Below are 20,739 nucleotides of genomic sequence, written 5' to 3' on the forward strand. Positions count from 1 at the left end.
GTCGCCGGTGTCGTCGGAATCGGAACAGCCGCCGTCCGCAGGGCCGTTCACGGACATCGCCAGGCCGCACCCCGTCGGGTCGGAGCGGCGCGTACCGCGTCCCGCCGGACTGGACCTCGTCGCGCCGCACCCCAACGGACCGGAGCCGGACGGGCTGCTCGAACGCGACCCGGAACTCACCGCGGCGGCGCACGCCGTCGACGCGCTCGTCGCCGGAGCGGCGGCGGGCGGTCCCGGGCGTGGCGGCATACTCGTCTTCCGGGGCGAGCCGGGCATCGGGAAGACGACCCTCCTCGCCGCGATCCACCGCATCGCCCGGGACCGCTGCACGGTGCTGACCGCCCGCGGCGGCGAGACCCTCGTCTCGGTCCCCTTCCACCTCACCCGGCAACTGCTCCAGCCCGCCCTCGACGGCTTCGGGCCGGAGGACGTGCGCGGCCTGTTCGGCGACCACCACGACCTCCTGGCGCCCGCGCTCGGGATCGCCGCGCCCCTCTCGCCGTCGGCGGCCCCCGCGGACCCGCAGGGTGTGCGGGACGGGCTGGCCGGACTTCTCGGCCGCCTCGCCGACCGGCTGAGGGACCGGCCGCTGCTGCTGCTCGTGGACGACGCGCAGTGGGCCGACGCCGAGTCCCTGGCGTGGCTCGACGCCTTCACCCGCGACGGACAGGACCGGCGGCTGCCCGTGCTCGTCGTCCTCGCCCACCGTCCGCCCACGCCGAACCCCGACCGGCCCGGCGCGGCGGCGACGCTCGCGGCACTCGCCGACCGCGCGGTCCTGACCTTCGGCCTGCACGCCCTCACGCTCGGCGCCACCGCCGCGCTCGCCCGCGACATGCTCGGCGGTCACGCGGACGAGCCGTTCTGCCGCGAACTGTGGACGGTGACCTCCGGCAACCCGTACGAGACCGTCGAGCTCCTCGCCAAGGCCCGCGACCGGATGCTCGAACCCGTCGCCGGCTCCGCCGGACTCCTCCGCGACCTCGGCGCGGGCGCCCGGGGCGGCGGCCTCGTCGCCCGCCTCGAAGAGCTCGGCACCGGCCCGACCCGCCTCGCCTGGGCGATCGCCGTCCTCGGCACGGACAGCACACCGCACCTCCTCGCGGCCCTCACCGGAATGAAGCCGGCCCAGGTCGCGGAGGACACGGCCCTCCTCCACCGAGCGAGGATCATCACCCTGTCCCGCACGTCGCCCACGGCCCCCACCCCGCCCACATCGGACGGCGGCGGACCCGCAGGCCCCGGCCCGGCGGCGCTCACCTCCGTCGGGGGCGCCTCCGACGCCCCGGTGGAGTTCGCGCACCCCCTCATCGCGACCGCCGTCTACGGGTCGGTGCCGTCGGCCGTGCGGACGGCGCTGCACGGGCGCGCCGCGTGGGCACTCGAAGGGGCGGGCCACGGGCCCGCCGCCGTTTCCCGGCACCTCCTGGAAGTGCATCCCGACGAGGACGAGGAGGTCGTCGGCCGGCTGCGGGCGGCGGCCGCCGAGCACCTCGCCGTCGGAGCACCCGACGCCGCGCGCCGCTGCCTGGAGCGGGCGCTCACGGAGCCGCCGCGCCCGGAGACGTACGCCAGGGTGCTGTACGAGCTCGGCTGCGCGTCGCTGCTGACGTCGCCGGCCGCCACCGTCCGGCACCTGCGGTCCGCGCTGGACCTGCCGGGCCTCGACGACGCGCTCCGGATCGACGCCACCTACCGGCTCGCTCAGGCCCTCGCCCACAACAACCAGCTCCAGGAGGCCGCGAGGACCGTCGCCGCCGAGGCGAGCCGCACCCCGCCCGGCACCGGGCGACGGCGGCTGCAGGCGGCCCACTTCATGTTCGAGGGCTTCCAGGCCGCGGAGGAGGACGGCCCGGGCCGCTCCCGCCGCCTCGCGGAGCTCACGGCGGGATTCACCGGCGCCGACAACTCCGAGCGGGCGCTGATCGGCGTACGGGGCTTCGACGCGATGCTCCGGGGCGAGCCCGCCGCCGAGGTGGTACGGCTCTGCGACCGCGCGCTCGTCGACGGCGTACCGGCCCGGGGGCTCGGGTGGACCGACGTGACCTGGGGCTTCGAGATCCCGGCGCTCACGGGCATCGCGTACGTCTTCGCTGACCGGCCCGACCGTGGTGAGGCCCTCTTCGCCGAGGCCGTCCGCGCCTTCGAGATCTCGGGCTGGAGCGGCGCCCACCTGGCCTTCGCCCACACGCTCCTGGGGCTGGTCCACCGGCGCAGGGGCCAGCTGGTGCCCGCCCAGCGGCACTTGGAGGAAGGGCTCCGGCTGGCCGACCGCGTGGGCGGCGGCCTTCCCGTCCACTGGGACACCGCCTGCCTGCTGGTCGACACGCTCCTCGCCCGTGGCCGTACGGCCGAGGCGCGGGCCGTCGCCGACCGCTACGCCTTCGGGCCGCCCTGGCCCGGGGCGATCGTGCTCCCGGACGGCCCCAGCGTGCTCGGCCGGCTGCTCCTCGCGGAGGGCCGGCGCGAGGAGGCCGTCGACACGCTCGAAGCGGCCGCCGAGGCCCTCACCGGCCGAGGGCGGCATCACGTCGTCTGGGCGCCCTGGCCCTTCGACCTCGCCCGCGCCGTCGCCCCCACCGACCCGGACCGCGCCGCCCGCATCGCCGCCGAGGCCCACGCGCACGCGGAACGCCTCGGCACCCCCACCGCCCTCGGCGAAGCGCTCCGCTGCCTCGCCCTCTTCGCCGACCCGCCGGAGTCCGTCCGCCTCCTCACCCGGGCCGTCGCCCATCTCGCGGACTCCCCCTCCCGCTACGAGGAGGCCCGCGCCCGCCTCGACCTCGCCCGCGCCACCGGCTCCCCCGACGCCCTCGCCCACGCGACCGCCCTCGCCGCCACCTGCGGCGTCGATCCCGCGCCACCCGGCCGGTGACTACCCGTGCGTCATCCCACCCTCCGGAGTGAGGTAATGTTTCCCCTGCACGCCGACGCAGGGAAAACCCCGCGAAGACGCGCATCGGGACGTGGCGCAGCTTGGTAGCGCACTTGACTGGGGGTCAAGGGGTCGCAGGTTCAAATCCTGTCGTCCCGACCATGCTTTCAGCTGGTCGGAGGCCGTTCTCTCATCCACGAGAGGGCGGCCTTTCGTGTGTCCGGGGCCATGGTGGTCGCAATGTGGTCGCACGTCCAGCCTGCGGCCGGGAGGCCGTGGCGCTGAAGGCCGGCGGCGCGGGGGAGCGGAGCCGGCGGATGGCTTCACCGAGCCAGTGGAGGTGGTTGCGTGGTGGTCGCAGCCACGATGCACGGCGGGGTTCTCGGGTGACTTCCTCGGCTCCGGTGAGGGTGCGGTCTATGGTGTCGACGGCTTCACGGGCTGCCTGCCGGGTGAGGTGGCTGTAGATGTTCGCGGTCGTGGACAGGGTGGAGTGCCGCAGCGTCTTGGAGACCACGGTGAGCGGCACGCCGGCCGTGATGGTGATGGTGGCGGCGAGGTGGCGCAGGTCGTGGACGGTGATCCGCGGGACGCCGGCTTCTTCGGACAGCTGGTGCAGCCGGTCCAGGACGAGGTGCGGGCCGAGCGGCCGGCCGTCGGGTCGGCAGAAGACCAGTCCGGTGAACGGATCGTCAGGGTCGCCCCTCGCACAGGGCGTTGTCATCGATCGGTGCCGGAGGGCGGTGGCGACACGGGGTGAGATGGCGACCCAGCCGCGGCTGGAGCGGGTTTTCGGTGCAGTGATGACGAGGTGGTTGTTGTCGCTGGCGGAGAGGGTGCAGCGCACGTAGAGGACGCCTTCCGTGAGGTGGACGTCGTTCCCGTGGAGGCCGAGGGCTTCGCCCTTGCGCATGCCGGTGACGATGAGGAACTCGAACAGGTCGGCCATCTCCGGGTCGGCCTGGTGGCAGTAGACGAGGAAGCGGACCGCCTCCTGCGCTTCCCTTGTCGGCGCGCCACGTGTCCTGGCCCCGGTGACCACCAGTTCTTCGTCTGCTGGGCGGTCCGCAGTTGTATCTGCGCTGACCAGCGGAAGGGGGTCTTCTCGGAAGGGGGCTCCATTCTCCCTGTGCGCCTGGGCCCACGGGCTGCTGGCCGCTGATCTTGCCCCGGAGGACTGCGGCGTCCCACCGCGCGGGGAGGCCGGGTGCTTCGCCTACGCCCGGATCGTGTTCTTTCCAGCGCCTTTGCTGCGTGCGGCTCAGCCCGTTCTGAGGAGGTCGTCGGCGGCGTCCTTGGACAGTTCGACCCTGACAAGGGCGGCTGCCAGCCTCGGCAGCGTGTCGGTGTCCACCAGCCGGGCCAGGCCGTCAGGCGAGGTCGGGAGGCCGAGCTTGGAGGCGGCCTCCCGCGCTCGGTCGTCGAACGACGGGCGCAGCTCCGGCCATACGGCTTGAGCCTCGCGGCAGAAGATGTTCGCTCCCACCGGGCCGATCCTTGGAATCTCTCGCAGCAGTTCACGGATCCGACCGGGGTCCCCGTCGGCCGCATCGCGGAGCCGACGCAGGTCGCCCCGGTACCGGTCGAGGACGAGTTCCGCTCCGGCGCCCAGGGCGGTGGCAGTGCTCTCGTCGTATCGGCGGTAGTGGGCGCGGCCGAGCGCGTCCACCCGGTCCTGCCAGGAGGCGTCCGCCATCGCCGAGGGTGTGCGCATTCCGGCCTCGAACAGCTCGCGGGCGGCGGTTACCGCGATGTCGGCCTTGATGCGTACGGAGAAGAGCACGCAGAGGGCGAGCAATTGGTAGAGGGGCGCGGGTGCGTTCCGCAGCTTGATGCCGGCTTCCTCGGCATGGGTCTGTCCGTATGCGTCGAGCAGCCGTCGTACGGTCGTGCGTGGTTGCTTCGTCATGGCGCCGGGCTCGCTTCGTCACGTGTCAGAGCGGTGAGGAGGCCGCGGGCCTTTCGGAGGGAGCGGGGCCGGGGAGAGTCCTGCCAGGGGTCTTCCTTGAGCAAGCCGTCGACGGTGGGGAGGGTCCAGCGGCGGGCGGTGAGGTCCGGATCGTCGAGGTCGCTCCAAGCGAGCGGGGCCGCGATGGGGGCGCCGGGGCGGGCGCGGAGGGCGTAGGGGGCGACGGCGGTCTGGGCGTAGGCATTGCGCCCGATGTCGAGGTAGAGGCGGCCGCGGCGGGCTTTCTTCCGGGCCTCGGTGGTGAACCGGTCGGGGTGGCGGGCGGCCAGCACGCCGGCGACACCGCGCGCGAAGGCGCGTACGTCGTCGAAGGGCGTGCGGCGGTCGAGGGCGACGACGACGTGCAGGCCGCGGGAGCCCGTGGCCATGAGCAGGGACGGCAGTTCCAGTTCGTTCAGGAGCTGGTGGAGGCCGAGCGCGGCGTCCCGCACTGGGGCGAAGTCGTCGCTGGCCGGGTCGAGGTCGAACACCAGCCGGTCCGGGTGGTCGGGCTGGTCGGCCTTGGACAGGAAGCGGTGCGGGGTGGTGCACGCCTTGTCGGCGAGGTAGAGGAGGGTGGCGGTGTCGTCGCAGATCAGATAGGTGACAGTCCCGCTCTCTTTGGGCAGCTCGGCTCGGTGGATCCAGTCCGGGAAGTGGTCCGGGACGTCCTTCTGCATGAAGGCCGGCCCGTTGATGCCGTCGGGATGCCGCTCCAGCATGAGGGGCCGTCCGCGCAGGTGGGGCAGCATGCGCTGGGCGACCGTGCGGTAATAGTCCGCAAGGTCGGCCTTGGTGATGCCGTCACCGGGGAAGAGGCCTTTGTCCGGGCGGCTGATCTCGACGGTGCGGCGGCCGGTTCGTATGCGTGCCGATGGCGTGGGCTGCTTCTTCGGGGTCATCGGGCCCTCCCGGCCGGTTGCTCGCGGACGATCTCGTGTGCCGGCTTGTCGTCGCGCGGTCCGAGGTAGCGGGGGTGGCGCAGCAGGCCGGCGGTGGTCCATTCGGTGAAGGCGATCCGCGCGACCAGCTCGGGGCGCACCCAGCGGACGGCCCGCTCCCGGACCTCGCTGGCGGGCAGCGGCGGCTGCTCCTGTTCGAGGCCGTCGAGGCGGCGGCGCAGGCTGCGGAGGGGGGCGGTGTCATAGCCGGTGCCGACTTTGCCGGCGTAGCGCAGCTGGCCGTCCTGGTGGTATCCGAGGAGCAGCGCTCCGAAGCCGACGCGCTGGCCGGCCGGGTCGGTGAATCCACAGATGACGAACTCCTGGCCGCCCGAGCACTTGAGTTTGAGCCAGTCGCCGGACCGGCGGTGGGCGCACGGCGCGTCGGCGCGTTTGGCGATCAGGCCCTCCCACCCGCGGGCGCACGCATCGTCGAGGAGAGCGGGGTCGTAACGGTTTCGGTGCGGGGTGAAGCGCAGCGGCGGGTGGAACCCGAAGGCGTCGCGCAGCAGCGCCTTCCGGGCGCGCAGGGGCAACTGGGTCGTGTCGTACCCGTCCAGGAGCAGCAGGTCGAACAGGTAGTACGTGACGCGCACAGCGCTGGCCCGTACGGCTTCGGGGGCGGTGAGCCCCAGGCGCTGCTGCAGGAGCGCGAAGTCGGTACGACCGCGCCGCAGGGCGACGAGTTCCCCGTCGACCGTGAAATCAGAGCAGCCCTGGGCCGCCAACGCTTCGACGACCTCCGGGTAGGTGGCGTTCAGGAGCTTCCCGCTACGGGAAAGCAGCCGGGTTTCTCCCCGACGGCGCGAGGCAAGTAGCCGGATGCCGTCCAGTTTCCGTTCGAAGATCCACCCTTCGTCGAATTCACGGCGTGCACAGAGGGTGGCGAGCATGGGGGTGACCGGCGCGGTGGCTGCCGAGCGCAGCAGACGCCGCTGCTCCTGAGGAAGCCGGTCCAGCGGCTGGGTCACGGGCGGTCACCCCGCCCTGGGCGTGCGCCGACCGCGACCTGGTTCAGGGTCCGGCCGGTACGGACCGACCGCAGGGAAGTCACGTCGCCGGTGGTAGCGGGCCAGCGAATTCTCGGCTGTCATCGCACCCTCCTCACACCGTCGGGCGAAGGCCCTACCAACGCGGCTACCCGGCATTACCGTCGTCACCCGCGGCCGCCTTCCGTCTGCCCCCTCGTTGCAGAAGGAGCGCCGGTGCCATTCCGCCAGGAGAATCGTGGCGCCTTCGGTGAGCCGGTGATGTTCGCGAATGCCGTGGACGAGGCGCCGAGAAACTCTGGGGCGGTCTCACAGGTGGCCGTCGCGATGTCGAGAACGCGGGCGCGGGCTGCTTGGCGCCCCTGGGAGAGGGCAGGCGCGCATGTACCAGGCCGCCGGGACCGGCCGCGGGGCCGATCGAACCTCGGGAGACGCATCGTGACTACCGCACGCGAGATCATGACGCCGGACGCCACCTGCATCGGTGCCCACGACAGCATCCTGGACGCGGCGAAGAAGATGACCGACCTCGGGGTGGGTGCGCTGCCGATCTGCGGCAGCGACCAGCTTCTGAAGGGCATGCTCACCGACCGCGACATCGTCGTGAAGGTCCTCGGCGCAGGCAAGGACCCCGCGACCTGCACGGCCGGCGAGCTCGCCCAGGGCGAGGCGGTCACCATCGGCGCCGACGACGACGCCGCCGAGATCATGAGGACCATGACCGAGCACAAGGTCCGCCGCCTGCCCGTGATCGACGGCCACACTCTCGTGGGTGTCGTCGCCCAAGCCGACGTCGCCCGCTCTCTGCCCGACCCGCAGGTCGGCGAACTCCTCGAAGCACTCTCCAGCTGACACTCACGCACGGGCGACCCGAAGGGCCCCGCGGCCGCGGCGATCGGCAGACCAAGGCCGGCGGCGGTGCGAGGGGGCGTGCACACCGCCGCCCCCGGGGGCACAGCACGCCCTCCCGGTGGGCGGGGGATGGCCGCCGTCACCAGCGTCGATCGCCCGGGGCCCCTTCCACAGGGACAGTCGCGCTGCCCCGCAGAGCTGGAGAAGCGCCGGATTACGCAAACCTGGCCGAGGAGGCGTGATGAAAGCCGTGACCTGGCGTATCCCGCTCGGATGTGTGCCGGGGCACCGGATCGTCCGCGGGCGCGGGAGGCAGGCGGTCGAGGACGATCCGGGCTTCTTCGGCGAGGGAACGGCGGCTTGCCTGGGCGCGTCTGGCCAGCTCTTGGCCGGCCTGCTCCGCGCTGATCCGGCGGGGGGCCATGAGCACGCCCTTGGCCTGCTCGATCACGGCAGAGGGCGACGGCTTGCTGCGCCCGGCTCAGCTCGGCCCTCAGCCGGGCCACGACCTTCGCCATCGTCCGCAGCTCATCACCTGGTGCGGGGCCCTCCGGTTCCTCCGTCACACGAAGAGCATGGCACGATCCCGCCGACGAGAGCATGCGGCAGTGCATGCCCGCACAAGGTGCTGTGTGAGGGTGCGGGGCCGGCGTTTCCGTCCCGTGGCGGCGGGCAGGCGGGCAGGTATGGATCAGTCGAGGACGCCCGTTTTGGACGCACTGGCCGCCTACCACGCAACCGCCCAGACCCCCTTCACCCCGCCGGGACACAAGCAAGGACGCGGCGCAGACCCTCGTGTGCGTGCCGTCCTGGGCGCCGCCGTCTTCCAGTCGGACATTTTGGCCATCAGCGGCCTGGACGACCGCACATCCTCCCACGGCATCGTCGAGGAGGCCCAGGCGCTCATGGCCGAGGCCGTGGGCGCGCAGCACGCCTTCTTCTCGACGTGTGGCAGCTCGCTGTCCGTGAAGGCCGCGATGCTCTCGGTCGCCGGCCCCCATGAGGAACTGGTGGTCGGACGGGACGCGCACAAGTCGGTGGTCTCGGGGCTGGTCCTGTCCGGCATCCGCCCCGTCTGGGTCGATCCGCAATGGGACGCCGAACGCCACCTGGCTCACCCGCCGTCCGCCGGGGCGATCGACCAGGCCTTGGCCGAGCATCCCGATGCACGGGGCGCCCTGGTCACCACCCCCACCCCCTACGGGACGTGCTCGGACCTCCCCGCGATCGCCGAGGTCTGCCACCGCCGCGGTGTCCCCCTGATCGTCGACGAGGCGTGGGGCGCCCATTTGCCCTTCCACCCGGACCTGCCCACGTGGGCGATGGACGCGGGCGCAGACGTGTGCGTCACCTCGGTGCACAAGATGGGCTCCGGAATCGAGCAGAGCTCGGTCTTCCACCTCCAGGGCGATCTGGTGGCGCCCGAAGTCCTCAAGGGCCGCGAGGACCTCCTCGGTACCACCAGTCCCTCCGTCCTCGTATACGCGGCGCTCGACGGCTGGCGGCGCCAGATGGTCGAAAACGGCAAAGCCCTCTACGACCACGCACTCGCCCTCGCCGGTCAGGTCCGCGAACGGATCGCCCGCATCGACGGCCTCCACGTCCATGACCGCGCCGACTTCTGCGGCCCCGGCTTGGCCTCCGACCTGGACCCCCTCCAGGTCATCATCGACATCAGCGCCTGCGAGGTCACCGGCTACCGGGCCGCCGACTGGCTTCGCCGCAACCACCGCATCAACCTGCACGTCTGCGACCACCGCCGCATCAGCGCCCAGCTCACTCACGCCGACAGCGACCACACAGCCACCACCCTGCTCACCGCACTCACCGACTTCGCAGACCACGCAGCCCAACTGCGCACCGGTCAGCCCGTCCACGTCCCCTCGCCGGCCGAACTCCGGCTGGAGCAGGCGGTACTGCCCCGGGACGCGTTCTTCGGGAGCACCGAGCAGGTCCCGTGGGAACGGGCCGCAGGGCGCATCGCGGCCGAGATGCTCACTCCCTACCCGCCCGGCATCCCCGCCGCCCTGCCGGGCGAACGCCTGACCACGGACGTCTTGCGCTACCTGCGCACCGGAGTCGAGGCCGGCATGGTCCTGCCCGATGCCGTGGACACCGGCGCCACCAGCGTCAGGGTGCTGCGGGAGGAAGACTGACGCGGCCGGGCCCGCAATCAGCGGGCGGCGGTGCCGAAGGACCTGCCGCCCGCCGTGTACGAGGAGTGGCGCTACGACGCGACGCCGAGCCTGCTTTCCGCGGTGTCGGCGGAGCGGGAGCGCAGCGGTGCGAGCCGCGGGCCCTGCGGTGCGTCGTCCTGGCCGGTCACAACCCGGGCATCCACGAGTTCGGGACCCTGACGGCCTTCTGGCCACCGGCCGCTTGACCCCGGCGGCCGGTCGCCCGGCCGTCGCGCGGTCTCTCCTATCGCCGTGGGCGCCTTATCCCAGGGCGGCAGTTTCGTTGTCCAGCAGGTCGAGCAGCGGTGCCCGGTGGAGGGCGGCGATGGGTTCGAGCAGGTCGGGGTGGCGCAGCAGGGGCGCGGCGTCGTGTTCTTGGGCGCTGGGGCGGGTGAGGCGGGTGACCTCTCCGGCCTGGTCGCCGTCGGCGCGGTGACGGGCGTCGGCGGCGAGGGCGGGGTCTGCGAGAAGGCAGGCGGCCCAGCTGACGACGGTCTCGTCGACCCAGGTCCGCCAGTCGGCATCGTGGTCGTCGCCGTCATCGGCGCCCGTCAGCCAGTCCAGCCGCGCGCTTCCGCCGGGGCCGAGGAGATGCAGCAGCTCTGCGTCGATCGCAGTCGGATACCGCAAGGCTGCGGCGACAGTGACGGCCTGCTGGGCCTGGGCTCCGGCCAGGGCCCGGCTGAATGCGCCGGGGGCGGGCGGGAACGCGGTCAGCAGCCAGCGGGTGCCGGCGGCTATGACGGGTGAGAGATCGGCGGACACGGCGGCTTCCTCGGGGGCGTGCTCGCCCCGGCCCTGACCCGGGCCTGCGAGCTGCGGCGCGAAGCTGCGCCGCTCCGCTTGGGGGCCGACCAGCGTAGCCCGGAGCGGCAGGCGGGCGGCATGACGCACGTCACCGTACGTCCAGGGCGTCGGACCCGTGCCTGCGGCCCGTCGCCCTGGACGGGGGCTCAGGACTTGCCGCGGCCCGTCACGAAGTCGCGGGCCCGGTCGACCAGGCCTGCTCCCGGTGCGAGGAGTTTGCTGGCCGTGGGGCTGCTCGGTGCGGCGGGGTGCGGGCGGGTAGGTGCCATGGCCTTGGCGCGGCGGATCTTGTCACCGAGGTCGTCCAGCTGCTGCGGGGTACACGCTTGCCGCAGCATCGGGAAGAGGTTGCTCTCCTCGTCCTGGACGTGGGCGGCGACCTCGTTCATGAGCTGCTGGAGGAGCGGGCTCATCTGTGCGTCGCCGGTATCCATCTTCTCCAGCTGCTTGAGCATCTTCTCGACGCGGCCGTGGTCCTCGATCTCCTTGTCCGCCATCGGCCCGCCGTCCTGCACGTGCTCGCGTACCGCCGGGTAGAGGTACTGCTCCTCGGCGACCGAGTGGCGCACCAGCTCGATGGTGATCTCGTCGATGAGATCGCGGAGCTCCTTCCCGGTGCCGGTCATGGCCTGGATCCGGGCGAACATCTCCTCCACCTCCCGGTGGTCGGCCATCAGCTCGTCGATCACGTTTCCGCCGTGTCCCATGTCTCCTCCATGCGATTTTGTGGGGTGGTGGGGGCCGCTCTGGCCCGCCCCGATCGGTTCCCCGCCCGACCCGCGGGCGCCCGGCCGCACCGGGAGTCTCACCCGCTCGGAGGAGGCAGCGGCGTCGAGCCGGGACGGCGCGCGGGCCATAAGGAGGGTGTTTCACCGGCTACCGCGTCTGGCCGTCAGCAGCTGTTCGAGCGGCCAGGTTGTGATCAGCCGGTCCGCGCCCAGGCCGATCCGGGCCGCTCGTGCGTAGCCCGAGCTCTGCCAGTGCAGCTGTTCGGGGGCGTGGGCGTCGGTGTCCACGGCGAAGAGGCAGCCCGCGGTGGCGGCCATCAGCAGCAGATCATCCGGGGGGTCGCGCCGCTCGGGCCTGCAGTTGATCTCCACCGCGGTGCCGGCCCGCGCGCACGCCGCGAACACGGCCTCGGCGTCGAAGCGGGACTGCGGGCGGCCTCGGCCGGTGACGATCCGCCCCGTGCAGTGGCCCAGGACGTCGACGCGCGGGTTGCACACCGCGGCCAGCATGCGGGCGGTCATCGGTCCAGGTTCCGAGCGGAGCTTGGAGTGCACGGACGCCACGACGACGTCGAGCCGGCCGAGGAGGTCGTCGTCCTGGTCGAGGGAGCCGTCGTCGAGGATGTCGCACTCGATGCCGGTGAGCAGCCGGAAGTCCGGGCCCATCCGTGCGTTCACGGCGGCCACGACGTCCAGTTGTTTCCTCAGCCGGTCCGGGCTCAGGCCATGGGCGATCGTCAGCCGTGGCGAGTGATCGGTGAGGACGGCCCACTGGTGGCCCATGGCGTGGGCGGCGGCGGCCATGTCCTCGATCGGGCTGCCGCCGTCCGACCAGTCGGAGTGCAGGTGACAGTCCCCGGCGCTCGCAGCCACGAGGTCCCACCCCGCTTCGGCGTCCAGGCCCACCTCGGCCTGCAGGCGGGCGAGGTAGGCCGGTACCGCCCCGGTCGATGCCTGCGAGATCACTTCGGCGGTGACCGGGCCCACCCCGCGCAGCTGTGCGGCCTGCGCGGCGTCCACCGGGCCCGGTGGCAGGTCGCGGACGGCGTCGGCTGCCGTGTGGAAGGCCCGCACCCGGTACGGGGACGCCTCGCGCCATTCGAGTAGGAAGGCGATGCGGCGCAGGGCTTGGTCCGGGGTCACGGCAGGGGAGTTCCGCCGGTGGCGTTGACGATCTCGCCGGTGATGTAGGAGGTCTGGTCGGAGGCCAGGAAGACGTACGCGGGCGCCATCTCCGCCGGCTGCGCGGGCCGGCCCAGCGGTGACTGCTCACCGAACTTCGTCGGGTCGGGCATCGTCGCGGGGATCAGCGGAGTCCAGACCGGCCCCGGCGCCACCGCGTTGACCCGGATCCCGCGCTTGGCGAGCATCTGGGCGAGGCTGTGGGTGAAAGAGATGATCGCGGACTTGGTCATGGCGTAGTCGAGAAGGTGCGGGCTGGGCTGGTAGCCCTGCACCGAGGCGGTGTTGATCACCGAGGAGCCGCGCGGCATGTGGGCCAGGACTGCCTTGGTGAGCCAGAACATCCCGTACAGGTTGGTCTTCATCACCCGGTCGAGCCGGGATGGTCCTGGTTCTGCTCGGGGAACGGGGGCCGGGCGTGCAGGGACACCGGATCGGTGAGGCGGGGCTGGTCGTGGGAGGTCATCACGGTCTGCTTCCGCAGGCAGGTTCACGGGGGTCAGGTGGAGGGCGGGTAGTCGGCGGCCTTGAGGCAGCGGGCCAGATGCGCGGTGTTCGCGGCCAGGGTCCTGGTCGTGGCCGCCGTCTTCGCGGGGGTCTTGTCGAGGTCCTGGTAGTCGGTGCCTTGCATGGCTTCGCCGACCCAGTAGGTGACGGCGTTCGGGGCGAGTGAGAAGCCGACGTCGTTCAGGCCCTGGAAGAGTTCGGCGCTGACGTGGTGGGCGCCGTCCTCGTTGCCGACGACGCAGACGGCCGCGGCCTTGCCGTAGGTGAGCATGCGGCCCTCGTCGTCGCTCTCGCCGAGCTCGGCGTCGAGACGTTCCAGGACGCGCTGGGCGACGCTGGAGGGGTGGCCGAGCCAGATGGGCGTGGACAGGACCAGGATGTCGCAGCCCAGGATGGTGTCGCGGATCTCCGGCCAGGCGTCACCTTCCCCCATGTCGACCTCGACACCGGGTTTGACGTCGTGGTCGGCGATCCGGATCACCTTCCCGGTGACGCCGTGACCGGGGAGGGCTTCCATGGTCTGTTCGGCCAGCAGCTGTGAGCTGGACGGCTTCGGAGACGGCGAGAGCGTGCAGACCAGCGCGACGGCGCGCAGCGGCGTGTGTTCGGTCGTGGTGTCCATGTGGTCCGGCTACCCGCATGGTCAGGCCGTATCCGCCTTTCACGCGTAGACCCGCTGGTGGAGGTGGGTCTGTCCCAGCGGACGGCTACTGGTCAGCGGATCCGGGCTCGGCCATCCGGCGGTGTCCCTCTGCTTTGAGGCTGTCGGGCAGGACGTTGTTGGCCATCCCCTGGGCGCGGGTCTTCAGCGATCCGGCAACGACCTTGTCCTTGCCGGCGAAGAGCGCGTCGAGTCCTTGCTCGGCCACCTGGGTGGGATCGTCCTTCTCGCCCTGGCCGACCTTGGTGTCGCCCATGTCGGCGCGGCGGAAGAAGTCGGTGTCGGTGGGACCGGGCATCAAGGCCGTGACCGTCAGGTCCGTGTCCTTGAGCTCGTTCTGGAGCGCCTGCGAGAACGACTGCAGGAACGACTTCGAGGCGTTACACGGCCTGGAACGACCCCGGCAGCATCGCTGACGACGGTGTACACCGAGAACCCCTGATCTTCCAGGCGCTGTCAGGACCACGTGGCTCGGTGACTCCACTCGTGCCACGCTCGCCGGAAGGTCTTCTCCGCCTCCGCCCCCAATCCGGCGAAGCCGGGGCCGTCGGAGAACTGGGGCGCGGGCACAACGCGTACGGCCGCGGCCTCCAGCAGGTGGGCCGGCTGGACGAGGGCCGCGAAGGCCCGAAGCTCGGCGTCGAGGACTGCGATGAGCCGACTCTGCAGCCTGTCGGCCCACGGGGCGAGGAACCGGTACTCGGCTACTGCGTCGTTGCTCCGTGCCAGGCACGAGTGCAATCGGCGCCAGTGCGAGTGACGTCCTGAGCGGATGCCGCGGGCGCGGTCGTAGCGCTCCCACTCCTCGTCGCGTGCGGCATCGTCGTCTTCCTCTTCCTCATCGCCGACGCTATCCGCGTGGGGCGGGCACAGAGCCGCTTGACGGCTTCGCCGAACGGGATGTCGTGTCGTTTTTCCGGCCGGTCGGGGGCTCGCCGACGCGGCGGGGGCGCTGCGCCGGTGGAGGGGGCGGTTCCGCGGGCGGTCGGTGCGGGTTCGCGCCAACTCCTTGGTTTCGCGGTCGAGTTGAGCTGTTCTGACCTATGTTCTAGGGGTCCGTAGCGGTTCACGGTTCGCCCTCAGGAGGTCCGATTGCAGCGCAGACGCGTCCGCGCCCTTGCCGGAGCGTTCCGGCGCCCCCCTCTGCTCGTCGCCTTCGGACTCGGCTCGCTGCTCGTCGGGGTCACCCCGTGGCTGGGAGTGGCGAGCACGGGGCCGGGTGGCGGCGGGCCGACGGCGAGGCCGGCGCCGGGGGTGCCCGGTCCGCAGGCGGCGAAGGTGTCGCCGCACCACGGGGTGGCGCCGGCGAACGCCATGGAGCCGACGGCTCCGGTGCTCGACCGGACGGGATGGACCGCCACGGCGAGCGACGAGGAGACCGTCGGGGAGAACGGCCGCGCGGCCAACGTCCTCGACGGGAACACGGCGACCATCTGGCACAGCAAGTGGACGGGCACCCCGGCGCCGCTGCCGCACAGCATCACGGTCGACATGCACCGGACGACGGTGGTGTCGGCGCTCGTCTACCAGCCCCGCGCCGCCGGGATCAACGGGCGGGTCGGTGAGTACAGCATCAGCGTGAGCACCGACGGCCGGAGCTGGGGCAGTCCGGTCGCCACGGGCACGCTCGCGGACGACGGCAGCGCCAAGACCCTCGGATTCGCGCCGCAGGGCGCGCGGTTCGTCCGGCTCACCGCCGTCACCGAAGCCGGCAACCGCGGCCCGTGGAGCTCCGCCGCGGAGCTGAACCTGCTCGGCGACCCCGGAACCCCGGCGGCCACCGTCGACCTGCCCCGGACCGGATGGACGGCCACGGCGAGCGACGAGGAGACCACCAAGGAGAACGGCCGCGCGGTCAACGTCCTCGACGGCGACGCCGCCACCATCTGGCACAGCAGGTGGTCCGGGACCCCGGCCCCGCTGCCGCACAGCGTCACCATCGACATGCACCGCACGGCGGCCGTCTCCGCCCTGGTGTACCAGCCCCGCAAGGACGGCGTGAACGGGCGCGCGGGCGCGTACACCGTCACCACCAGCACCGACGGGACCACCTTCGGCGCACCGGTCTCCGCGGGCACCTGGCGCGACGACGACACCGTCAAGACCGCCACCTTCACCCGCACCGGCAACGCCCGCTACATACGCCTGAGCGTGACCGGCGAGGCCGGCAACCGCGGGCCCTGGACCTCCGCCGCCGAGATACGCCTCAGCGGACCGGCCGACCCGGCCGCCCACGGCTCGTGGAGCCGGATCACCGGCTTCCCCCTGGTGCCGGTGGCCACCGCCGTCCTGCCGGGCGACAAGCTCCTGGCCTGGTCGGCGTACGCGATCGACCGCTTCGGCGGCAGCAACGGCTACACCCAGACGGCGATCCTGGACCTGAAGACGGGCCGGGTCACCCAGCGCCGCATCGAAAACACCGGCCACGACATGTTCTGCCCGGGCATAGCGATGCTCGCCGACGGCCGGGTCCTCGTCACCGGCGGCAGCAACGCGGAGAAGGCGAGCATCTACGACCCGGCCACCGATGCCTGGTCGGCGACCACCGACATGAACACCGCCCGCGGCTACCAGGCCATGACCCTGCTCTCCACCGGCGAGGCCTTCGTCCTCGGCGGATCCTGGAGCGGCGCCACGGGCGACAAGGCCGGCGAGGTCTGGTCCCCGGACACCCGCACCTGGCGCAAGCTCCCCGGCGTCCCCGCCGCCCCCGCGCTCACGGCCGACCCGGCCGGCGCCTACCGCGCCGACAACCACATGTGGCTGTACGCCACCTCGGGCGGCAAGGTGCTCCAGCTGGGCCCGAGCAAGCAGATGAACTGGATCACGACCGGCGGGAGCGGGAGCATCACCTCCGCCGGGCCCCGGGCCGACAGCCAGGACGCCATGACCGGCAACGCCGTCCCGTACGACATCGGCAAGCTCCTCACCCTGGGCGGCTCGCCCGCCTACGAGAAGACGCCCGCCACCCGCCGCGCGTACACCGTGAGCGTCGACGGCGACCAGGTCAGGTCCGCGCGCACGGGCGACATGGACCACGCCCGCGCCTTCGGCAACAGCGTCGTCCTGCCCGACGGCAAGGTCGCCGTGTTCGGCGGCCAGGCGTACCCCGTGCCGTTCAGCGACGCCACGTCCGTGCTGACCCCCGAACTGTGGGACCCGGCGACCGGACGCTTCACCCCGCTCGCCACCATGGCCGTACCCCGCAACTACCACAGCGTGGCGAACCTGCTGCCCGACGGGCGGATCTTCTCAGGCGGCGGCGGCCTGTGCGGTGACTGCGCCACCAACCACGCCGACGGGGCCGTGTTCACACCGCCGTACCTGCTCAACGCGGACGGCTCGCCCAAGCCGCGGCCCGTCATCACCGGCGGCGTACCGCCCCGGGCCGCCGCCGGGACCTCGCTCACCGTCGCCACCGAGGGGCAGGTCGCCTCCTTCGTCCTGATGCGGGCCGCGGCCGCGACCCACTCCACGGACAACGACCAGCGGCGGGTCCCGCTGGCCTCCACGGCCGCCGGGACCGGCACGTACACGGTGTCCATCCCGGCCGACAAGGGCGTGGTCCTGCCGGGCACGTACATGCTCTTCGCCCTGGACGACCGAGGGGTGCCGAGCACCGCCCGTTTCCTCACCGTCTCCTGACAGACAGTCAGCGGCGTCCGACCCCGGCCGGGACCACCCGCCGGGGCCGGGCGCCGCTGTCGTACCCGGCCCCGACGCGCCGGCTTCGGGCCCGGTCGCCGCGGCCGCCGAGGAGGCCCGCCGCCCGATGACCTCGCTCCCGCCCCGGCCGGCACCGAGGCCGGACCACCTACACGGTGGCCGAGGCCGGCGTCCAGAGCCTGGGGGCGTGAGGGAGTGAACTGAGGGCGTACTCCACCGCGCTTCCCTCGGTGAGCTGGGAGTATCTGCGGCGTAGCCACTCGCGGAGACCAGGTGATGTGGTGTGGCATTGATCACGGCTGTGGCGCTTCCGGTCGGGGCGCGGTGCCCCGATTCTGATCGGGGCTGAACCCGAACCGGAGTCGAGGTCGTGGCAGGCCGCTGACGGCAACACCAGCGAACGGAGAATTCTCGTGATTGTCGGAGTCCTCAAGGAAGCGCGGGCGGGTGAGAACCGTGTCTCGGCGACGCCTGCCACGATCGAGCCGATCCGCAAACTGGGGTACGACGTGGTCGTCGACTCGGGTGCCGGCGTCGCGGCGGGCTTCACCGACAGCGCCTACGAGGCCGCCGGCGCACGCATCGGCGAGGCGTCGACCGCGGACGTGGTGCTGGGCGTCAACGCCCCGAGCCCGGCCCAGCTCGACGACGTGCGGTCGGAGGCGACGGTGATCGCCCTGTTCGCGCCGGCGTTCGACCCCGCGATGGTGGAGGATCTGGGCCGCCGGCCGTTCACCGCCCTGTCGATGGACGCCGTGCCGCGCATCAGCCGGGCGCAGTCCATGGATGTGCTGTCGTCCATGGCGAACATCGCCGGCTACCGGGCCGTGGTGGAAGCGGCGCACGCGTTCGGGCGCTTCTTCACCGGCCAGGTGACCGCGGCGGGCAAGGTGCCGCCGGCGAAGGTCCTGGTCGCGGGCGCGGGCGTCGCGGGTCTCGCGGCGATCGGCGCGGCCGGGTCGCTCGGCGCGATCGTGCGGGCGACCGATCCGCGACCCGAAGTCGCGGACCAGGTGCGGTCGCTGGGCGGTGAGTACCTGTCGATCGCGTCCCCCGAGGTCGAGGTCTCGAAGACCGGTTACGCCAAGGAGATGGGCGACGACTACAAGGCGCGCGAGGTCGAGCTCTACGGCGCGCAGTGCCGTGAGGTCGACATCGTCATCACCACCGCGCTGATCCCCGGGCGCCCCGCGCCCACGCTGATCACCGCGGAGATGGTGGCCGGCATGAAGCCGGGCTCGGTGATCGTGGACATGGCCGCCGCCAACGGCGGGAACGTGGTGGGCACGGTGGCGGGCGAGAAGGTCGTCACGGAGAACGGCGTGACGATCATCGGCTACACCGATCTCGCGGGCCGGCTGCCCGCCCAGGCCTCGCAGCTGTACGGCACGAACCTCGTGAACCTGCTGAAGCTGATGACGCCCGAGAAGGACGGGTCGCTCGTCCTCGACTGGGACGACCCGGTGCAGCGCTCGATCACCGTCGTACGCGCGGGCGAGTCGGCCTGGCCGCCCCCGCCGGTGCAGGTCTCGGCGGCCCCGGCCGCCGCCCCCGCGGCCGCCGCGGAGCCGGCGAAGCCGAAGAAGGCGCCGATGACGCCGGCGCGGCGGTTCGCCGGGGTGGCGCTCGGCGCCCTCGCGCTGTTCCTCGCCGCCGCGTTCGCGCCCGCGGCGCTGCTGCCCCACCTCACCGTCTTCGTGCTCGCGATCGTGATCGGCTACTACGTCATCGGTCACGTGCACCACGCCCTGCACACGCCGCTGATGTCGGTGACGAACGCGATCTCCGGGATCATCGTCGTCGGCGCGCTGCTGCAGATCGGGCATTCGAGCACCGCGGTCACGGTGCTGTCGTTCGTGGCGATCCTTCTGGCCAGTATCAACGTCTTCGGCGGCTTCGCGGTGACGCGTCGCATGCTCGCCATGTTCAACAGGAGCTGACATGTCTGCGACTCTCGCCGCGCAAGCGGCCTACCTCGTTGCCGCGTTGCTGTTCATTCTGGCGCTGGCCGGACTCTCCAAGCACGAGTCGGCACGGCTCGGCAACGCCTTCGGCATGCTCGGCATGGGCGTCGCGCTGGTCGCGTCGGTCGTGCTCGCGGTGGACGGCGACGTCAGCACCGCGGGCCTGGGCCTGATGGGCCTGGCGATGGCGGTCGGCGCACTGATCGGCCTCCAGCGTGCCCGCGGCGTCGAGATGACGGGCATGCCCGAACTGATCGCGCTGCTGCACTCCTTCGTCGGCCTCGCGGCCGTCCTGGTCAGCTGGAACGGCTACCTGAACGTCGAGCACCACCCCCACGGCCCCGAAGCGGCCGCCCTGGACGCGCTCGGCACCCTCGGCATCCACCACGCCGAGGTGTTCGTCGGCGTCTTCATCGGCGCGGTGACCTTCACCGGCTCGATCGTGGCCAACCTGAAGCTCTCGGCGCGGATCGACTCCAAGCCGCTGGTCCTGCCGGGCAAGAACGCCCTGAACCTCGGCGCGCTGGGACTCTTCGTCGCCCTCACGGTCTGGTTCGTCATCGCGCCGGAGCTGTGGCTGCTGGTCGCGGTGACCGTCGTCGCACTGGCACTCGGCTGGCACCTGGTGGCCTCGATCGGCGGCGGAGACATGCCGGTCGTGGTCTCGATGCTCAACAGCTACTCCGGATGGGCCGCCGCGGCCTCCGGCTTCCTCCTCGGCAACGACCTGCTCATCATCACCGGCGCACTGGTCGGCTCCTCCGGTGCCTACCTCTCCTACATCATGTGCAAGGCGATGAACCGCTCCTTCGTCTCCGTGATCGCCGGCGGCTTCGGCATCGAGGCACCCTCGGGCTCGGACGTCGACTACGGCGATCACACGGAGATCACCGCCCAGGGCGCCGCCGAACTCCTCGGCTCCGCCCGGTCCGTGGTCATCACGCCCGGCTACGGCATGGCCGTCGCCCAGGCCCAGTACCCGGTCGCGGAACTCACCTCGAAGCTCCGTGCGAAGGGCGTCGACGTCCGCTTCGGCATCCACCCCGTCGCCGGCCGCCTCCCCGGCCACATGAACGTGCTCCTCGCCGAGGCCAAGGTGCCCTACGACATCGTCCTCGAAATGGACGAGATCAACGACGACTTCGCCGAGACCGACGTCGTCCTCGTCATCGGCGCCAACGACACCGTCAACCCGGCCGGCGCGGACGACCCCAGCAGCCCCATCGCCGGCATGCCCGTGCTCACCGTCTGGGAAGCGGGCAAGGTCATCGTCTTCAAGCGCTCCATGGCCTCCGGCTACGCGGGAGTCCAGAACCCGCTCTTCTTCCGCGAGAACACCTCCATGCTCTTCGGCGACGCCAAGGACCGCGTCGAGGACATCGTCGGCGCGCTCTGAGCCGGCGCCCTCTGAGTCGGCGCCCTCCGACCCACGGACCGGACCA

The 20,739-nt window shown here is 72.1% G+C and carries 15 protein-coding genes, 1 tRNA gene and 2 pseudogenes; 7 read left to right on the top strand and 11 right to left on the bottom strand.

Annotated features, from left to right (window positions below; all coding sequences use genetic code 11):
- The first annotated feature begins 154 nt into the window (after nucleotides 1–154).
- Nucleotides 155–2,875: an AAA family ATPase gene (locus MRBLMG1_RS01925; RefSeq protein WP_367820312.1), complete on the top strand. Its 2,721-nt coding sequence runs from the start codon at nucleotides 155–157 to the stop codon at nucleotides 2,873–2,875.
- Nucleotides 2,876–2,960: 85 nt separating this feature from the next.
- Nucleotides 2,961–3,037, top strand: a tRNA-Pro gene (locus MRBLMG1_RS01930).
- Between the two features lie 28 nt (nucleotides 3,038–3,065).
- On the opposite strand, the gene MRBLMG1_RS01935 is transcribed toward MRBLMG1_RS01930, so the two are convergent.
- The 4 genes from MRBLMG1_RS01935 to ligD (MRBLMG1_RS01950) form a co-directional block, all read right to left on the bottom strand.
- Entirely contained in the window at nucleotides 3,066–3,917 is an 852-nt protein-coding gene (locus MRBLMG1_RS01935; RefSeq protein ID WP_367820005.1) for a site-specific integrase, read from the bottom strand.
- Between the two features lie 219 nt (nucleotides 3,918–4,136).
- A complete protein-coding gene (locus MRBLMG1_RS01940) occupies nucleotides 4,137–4,784 on the bottom strand; it encodes an endonuclease (RefSeq protein ID WP_367820006.1) in 648 nt (215 codons plus the stop codon).
- Nucleotides 4,781–5,725, bottom strand: a complete 945-nt coding sequence (ligD, locus tag MRBLMG1_RS01945; RefSeq protein ID WP_367820007.1) for a non-homologous end-joining DNA ligase — start codon at nucleotides 5,723–5,725, stop codon at nucleotides 4,781–4,783. Before ligD (MRBLMG1_RS01945) ends, MRBLMG1_RS01940 begins: the two co-directional genes overlap by 4 nt.
- Entirely contained in the window at nucleotides 5,722–6,735 is a 1,014-nt protein-coding gene (gene ligD / locus MRBLMG1_RS01950; protein WP_367820009.1) for a non-homologous end-joining DNA ligase, read from the bottom strand. The genes ligD (MRBLMG1_RS01945) and ligD (MRBLMG1_RS01950) overlap by 4 nt, the downstream gene beginning before the upstream one ends.
- A gap of 456 nt (nucleotides 6,736–7,191) precedes the next feature.
- On the opposite strand from ligD (MRBLMG1_RS01950), the gene MRBLMG1_RS01955 reads away from it, so the two are divergent.
- Entirely contained in the window at nucleotides 7,192–7,605 is a 414-nt protein-coding gene (locus MRBLMG1_RS01955) for a CBS domain-containing protein (RefSeq protein WP_367820010.1), read from the top strand.
- Between the two features lie 214 nt (nucleotides 7,606–7,819).
- Here MRBLMG1_RS01955 and MRBLMG1_RS01960 read toward each other — a convergent pair whose 3' ends face one another.
- Nucleotides 7,820–8,056, bottom strand: coding sequence for an ANTAR domain-containing protein (locus MRBLMG1_RS01960; protein WP_367820012.1), 237 nt, complete (start codon nucleotides 8,054–8,056; stop codon nucleotides 7,820–7,822).
- Between the two features lie 235 nt (nucleotides 8,057–8,291).
- Between MRBLMG1_RS01960 and MRBLMG1_RS01965 the strand changes: the two genes are divergently transcribed.
- Complete coding sequence (locus MRBLMG1_RS01965) at nucleotides 8,292–9,761, top strand: aminotransferase class I/II-fold pyridoxal phosphate-dependent enzyme (protein ID WP_367820014.1); 1,470 nt, start codon at nucleotides 8,292–8,294, stop codon at nucleotides 9,759–9,761.
- Between the two features lie 282 nt (nucleotides 9,762–10,043).
- Here the strand turns inward: MRBLMG1_RS01965 and MRBLMG1_RS01970 are convergent, their stop codons facing one another.
- The 6 genes and pseudogenes from MRBLMG1_RS01970 to MRBLMG1_RS01995 form a co-directional block, all read right to left on the bottom strand.
- Nucleotides 10,044–10,547, bottom strand: coding sequence for a hypothetical protein (locus MRBLMG1_RS01970; protein WP_367820015.1), 504 nt, complete (start codon nucleotides 10,545–10,547; stop codon nucleotides 10,044–10,046).
- Nucleotides 10,548–10,735: 188 nt separating this feature from the next.
- Nucleotides 10,736–11,296, bottom strand: a complete 561-nt coding sequence (locus MRBLMG1_RS01975) for a hemerythrin domain-containing protein (RefSeq protein ID WP_367820017.1) — start codon at nucleotides 11,294–11,296, stop codon at nucleotides 10,736–10,738.
- Between the two features lie 162 nt (nucleotides 11,297–11,458).
- Nucleotides 11,459–12,460 (bottom strand): PHP domain-containing protein, encoded by a 1,002-nt coding sequence (locus MRBLMG1_RS01980; RefSeq protein ID WP_367820019.1) that lies wholly within the window; start codon nucleotides 12,458–12,460, stop codon nucleotides 11,459–11,461.
- Nucleotides 12,457–12,879 (bottom strand): annotated as a pseudogene (locus tag MRBLMG1_RS01985) (SDR family oxidoreductase); the annotation flags it as partial. The gene MRBLMG1_RS01980 and the pseudogene MRBLMG1_RS01985, both read right to left, overlap by 4 nt.
- Before the next feature lie 119 nt (nucleotides 12,880–12,998).
- Nucleotides 12,999–13,628 carry a flavodoxin family protein gene (locus MRBLMG1_RS01990; protein ID WP_367820021.1) on the bottom strand — a complete coding sequence of 210 codons (630 nt, stop codon included), beginning with the start codon at nucleotides 13,626–13,628 and terminating at the stop codon, nucleotides 12,999–13,001.
- A gap of 85 nt (nucleotides 13,629–13,713) precedes the next feature.
- A pseudogene (locus tag MRBLMG1_RS01995) lies at nucleotides 13,714–14,083 on the bottom strand (SDR family NAD(P)-dependent oxidoreductase); the annotation flags it as partial.
- A gap of 676 nt (nucleotides 14,084–14,759) precedes the next feature.
- Between MRBLMG1_RS01995 and MRBLMG1_RS02000 the strand changes: the two are divergent.
- The 3 genes from MRBLMG1_RS02000 (at nucleotide 14,760) to pntB (ending at nucleotide 20,693) form a co-directional block, all read left to right on the top strand.
- A complete protein-coding gene (locus MRBLMG1_RS02000) occupies nucleotides 14,760–17,312 on the top strand; it encodes a discoidin domain-containing protein (protein WP_367820023.1) in 2,553 nt (850 codons plus the stop codon).
- A 434-nt stretch (nucleotides 17,313–17,746) separates the two neighbouring features.
- On the top strand, nucleotides 17,747–19,273 hold the full coding sequence (locus tag MRBLMG1_RS02005) for a Re/Si-specific NAD(P)(+) transhydrogenase subunit alpha (protein ID WP_367820024.1): 1,527 nt from the start codon (nucleotides 17,747–17,749) through the stop codon (nucleotides 19,271–19,273).
- Nucleotide 19,274: 1 nt separating this feature from the next.
- Nucleotides 19,275–20,693, top strand: coding sequence for a Re/Si-specific NAD(P)(+) transhydrogenase subunit beta (pntB, locus tag MRBLMG1_RS02010; protein WP_367820026.1), 1,419 nt, complete (start codon nucleotides 19,275–19,277; stop codon nucleotides 20,691–20,693).
- The last annotated feature ends 46 nt before the right edge of the window (nucleotides 20,694–20,739 follow it).

The sequence above is a fragment of the Streptomyces sp. LMG1-1-1.1 genome, assembly GCF_040815545.1.
Lineage (GTDB): Bacteria > Actinomycetota > Actinomycetes > Streptomycetales > Streptomycetaceae > Streptomyces.

What these genes read in the sequence shown, in the direction of transcription:
- MRBLMG1_RS01940 (WP_367820006.1), bottom strand. Translation starts at nt 4,784, where the DNA reads ATGACGAAGCAACCACGCACGACCGTACGACGGCTGCTCGACGCATAC.
- ligD (WP_367820007.1), bottom strand. Translation starts at nt 5,725, where the DNA reads ATGACCCCGAAGAAGCAGCCCACGCCATCGGCACGCATACGAACCGGC.
- MRBLMG1_RS01965 (WP_367820014.1), top strand. Translation starts at nt 8,292, where the DNA reads ATGGATCAGTCGAGGACGCCCGTTTTGGACGCACTGGCCGCCTACCAC.
- MRBLMG1_RS01975 (WP_367820017.1), bottom strand. Translation starts at nt 11,296, where the DNA reads ATGGGACACGGCGGAAACGTGATCGACGAGCTGATGGCCGACCACCGG.
- MRBLMG1_RS01990 (WP_367820021.1), bottom strand. Translation starts at nt 13,628, where the DNA reads ATGGACACCACGACCGAACACACGCCGCTGCGCGCCGTCGCGCTGGTC.
- pntB (WP_367820026.1), top strand. Translation starts at nt 19,275, where the DNA reads ATGTCTGCGACTCTCGCCGCGCAAGCGGCCTACCTCGTTGCCGCGTTG.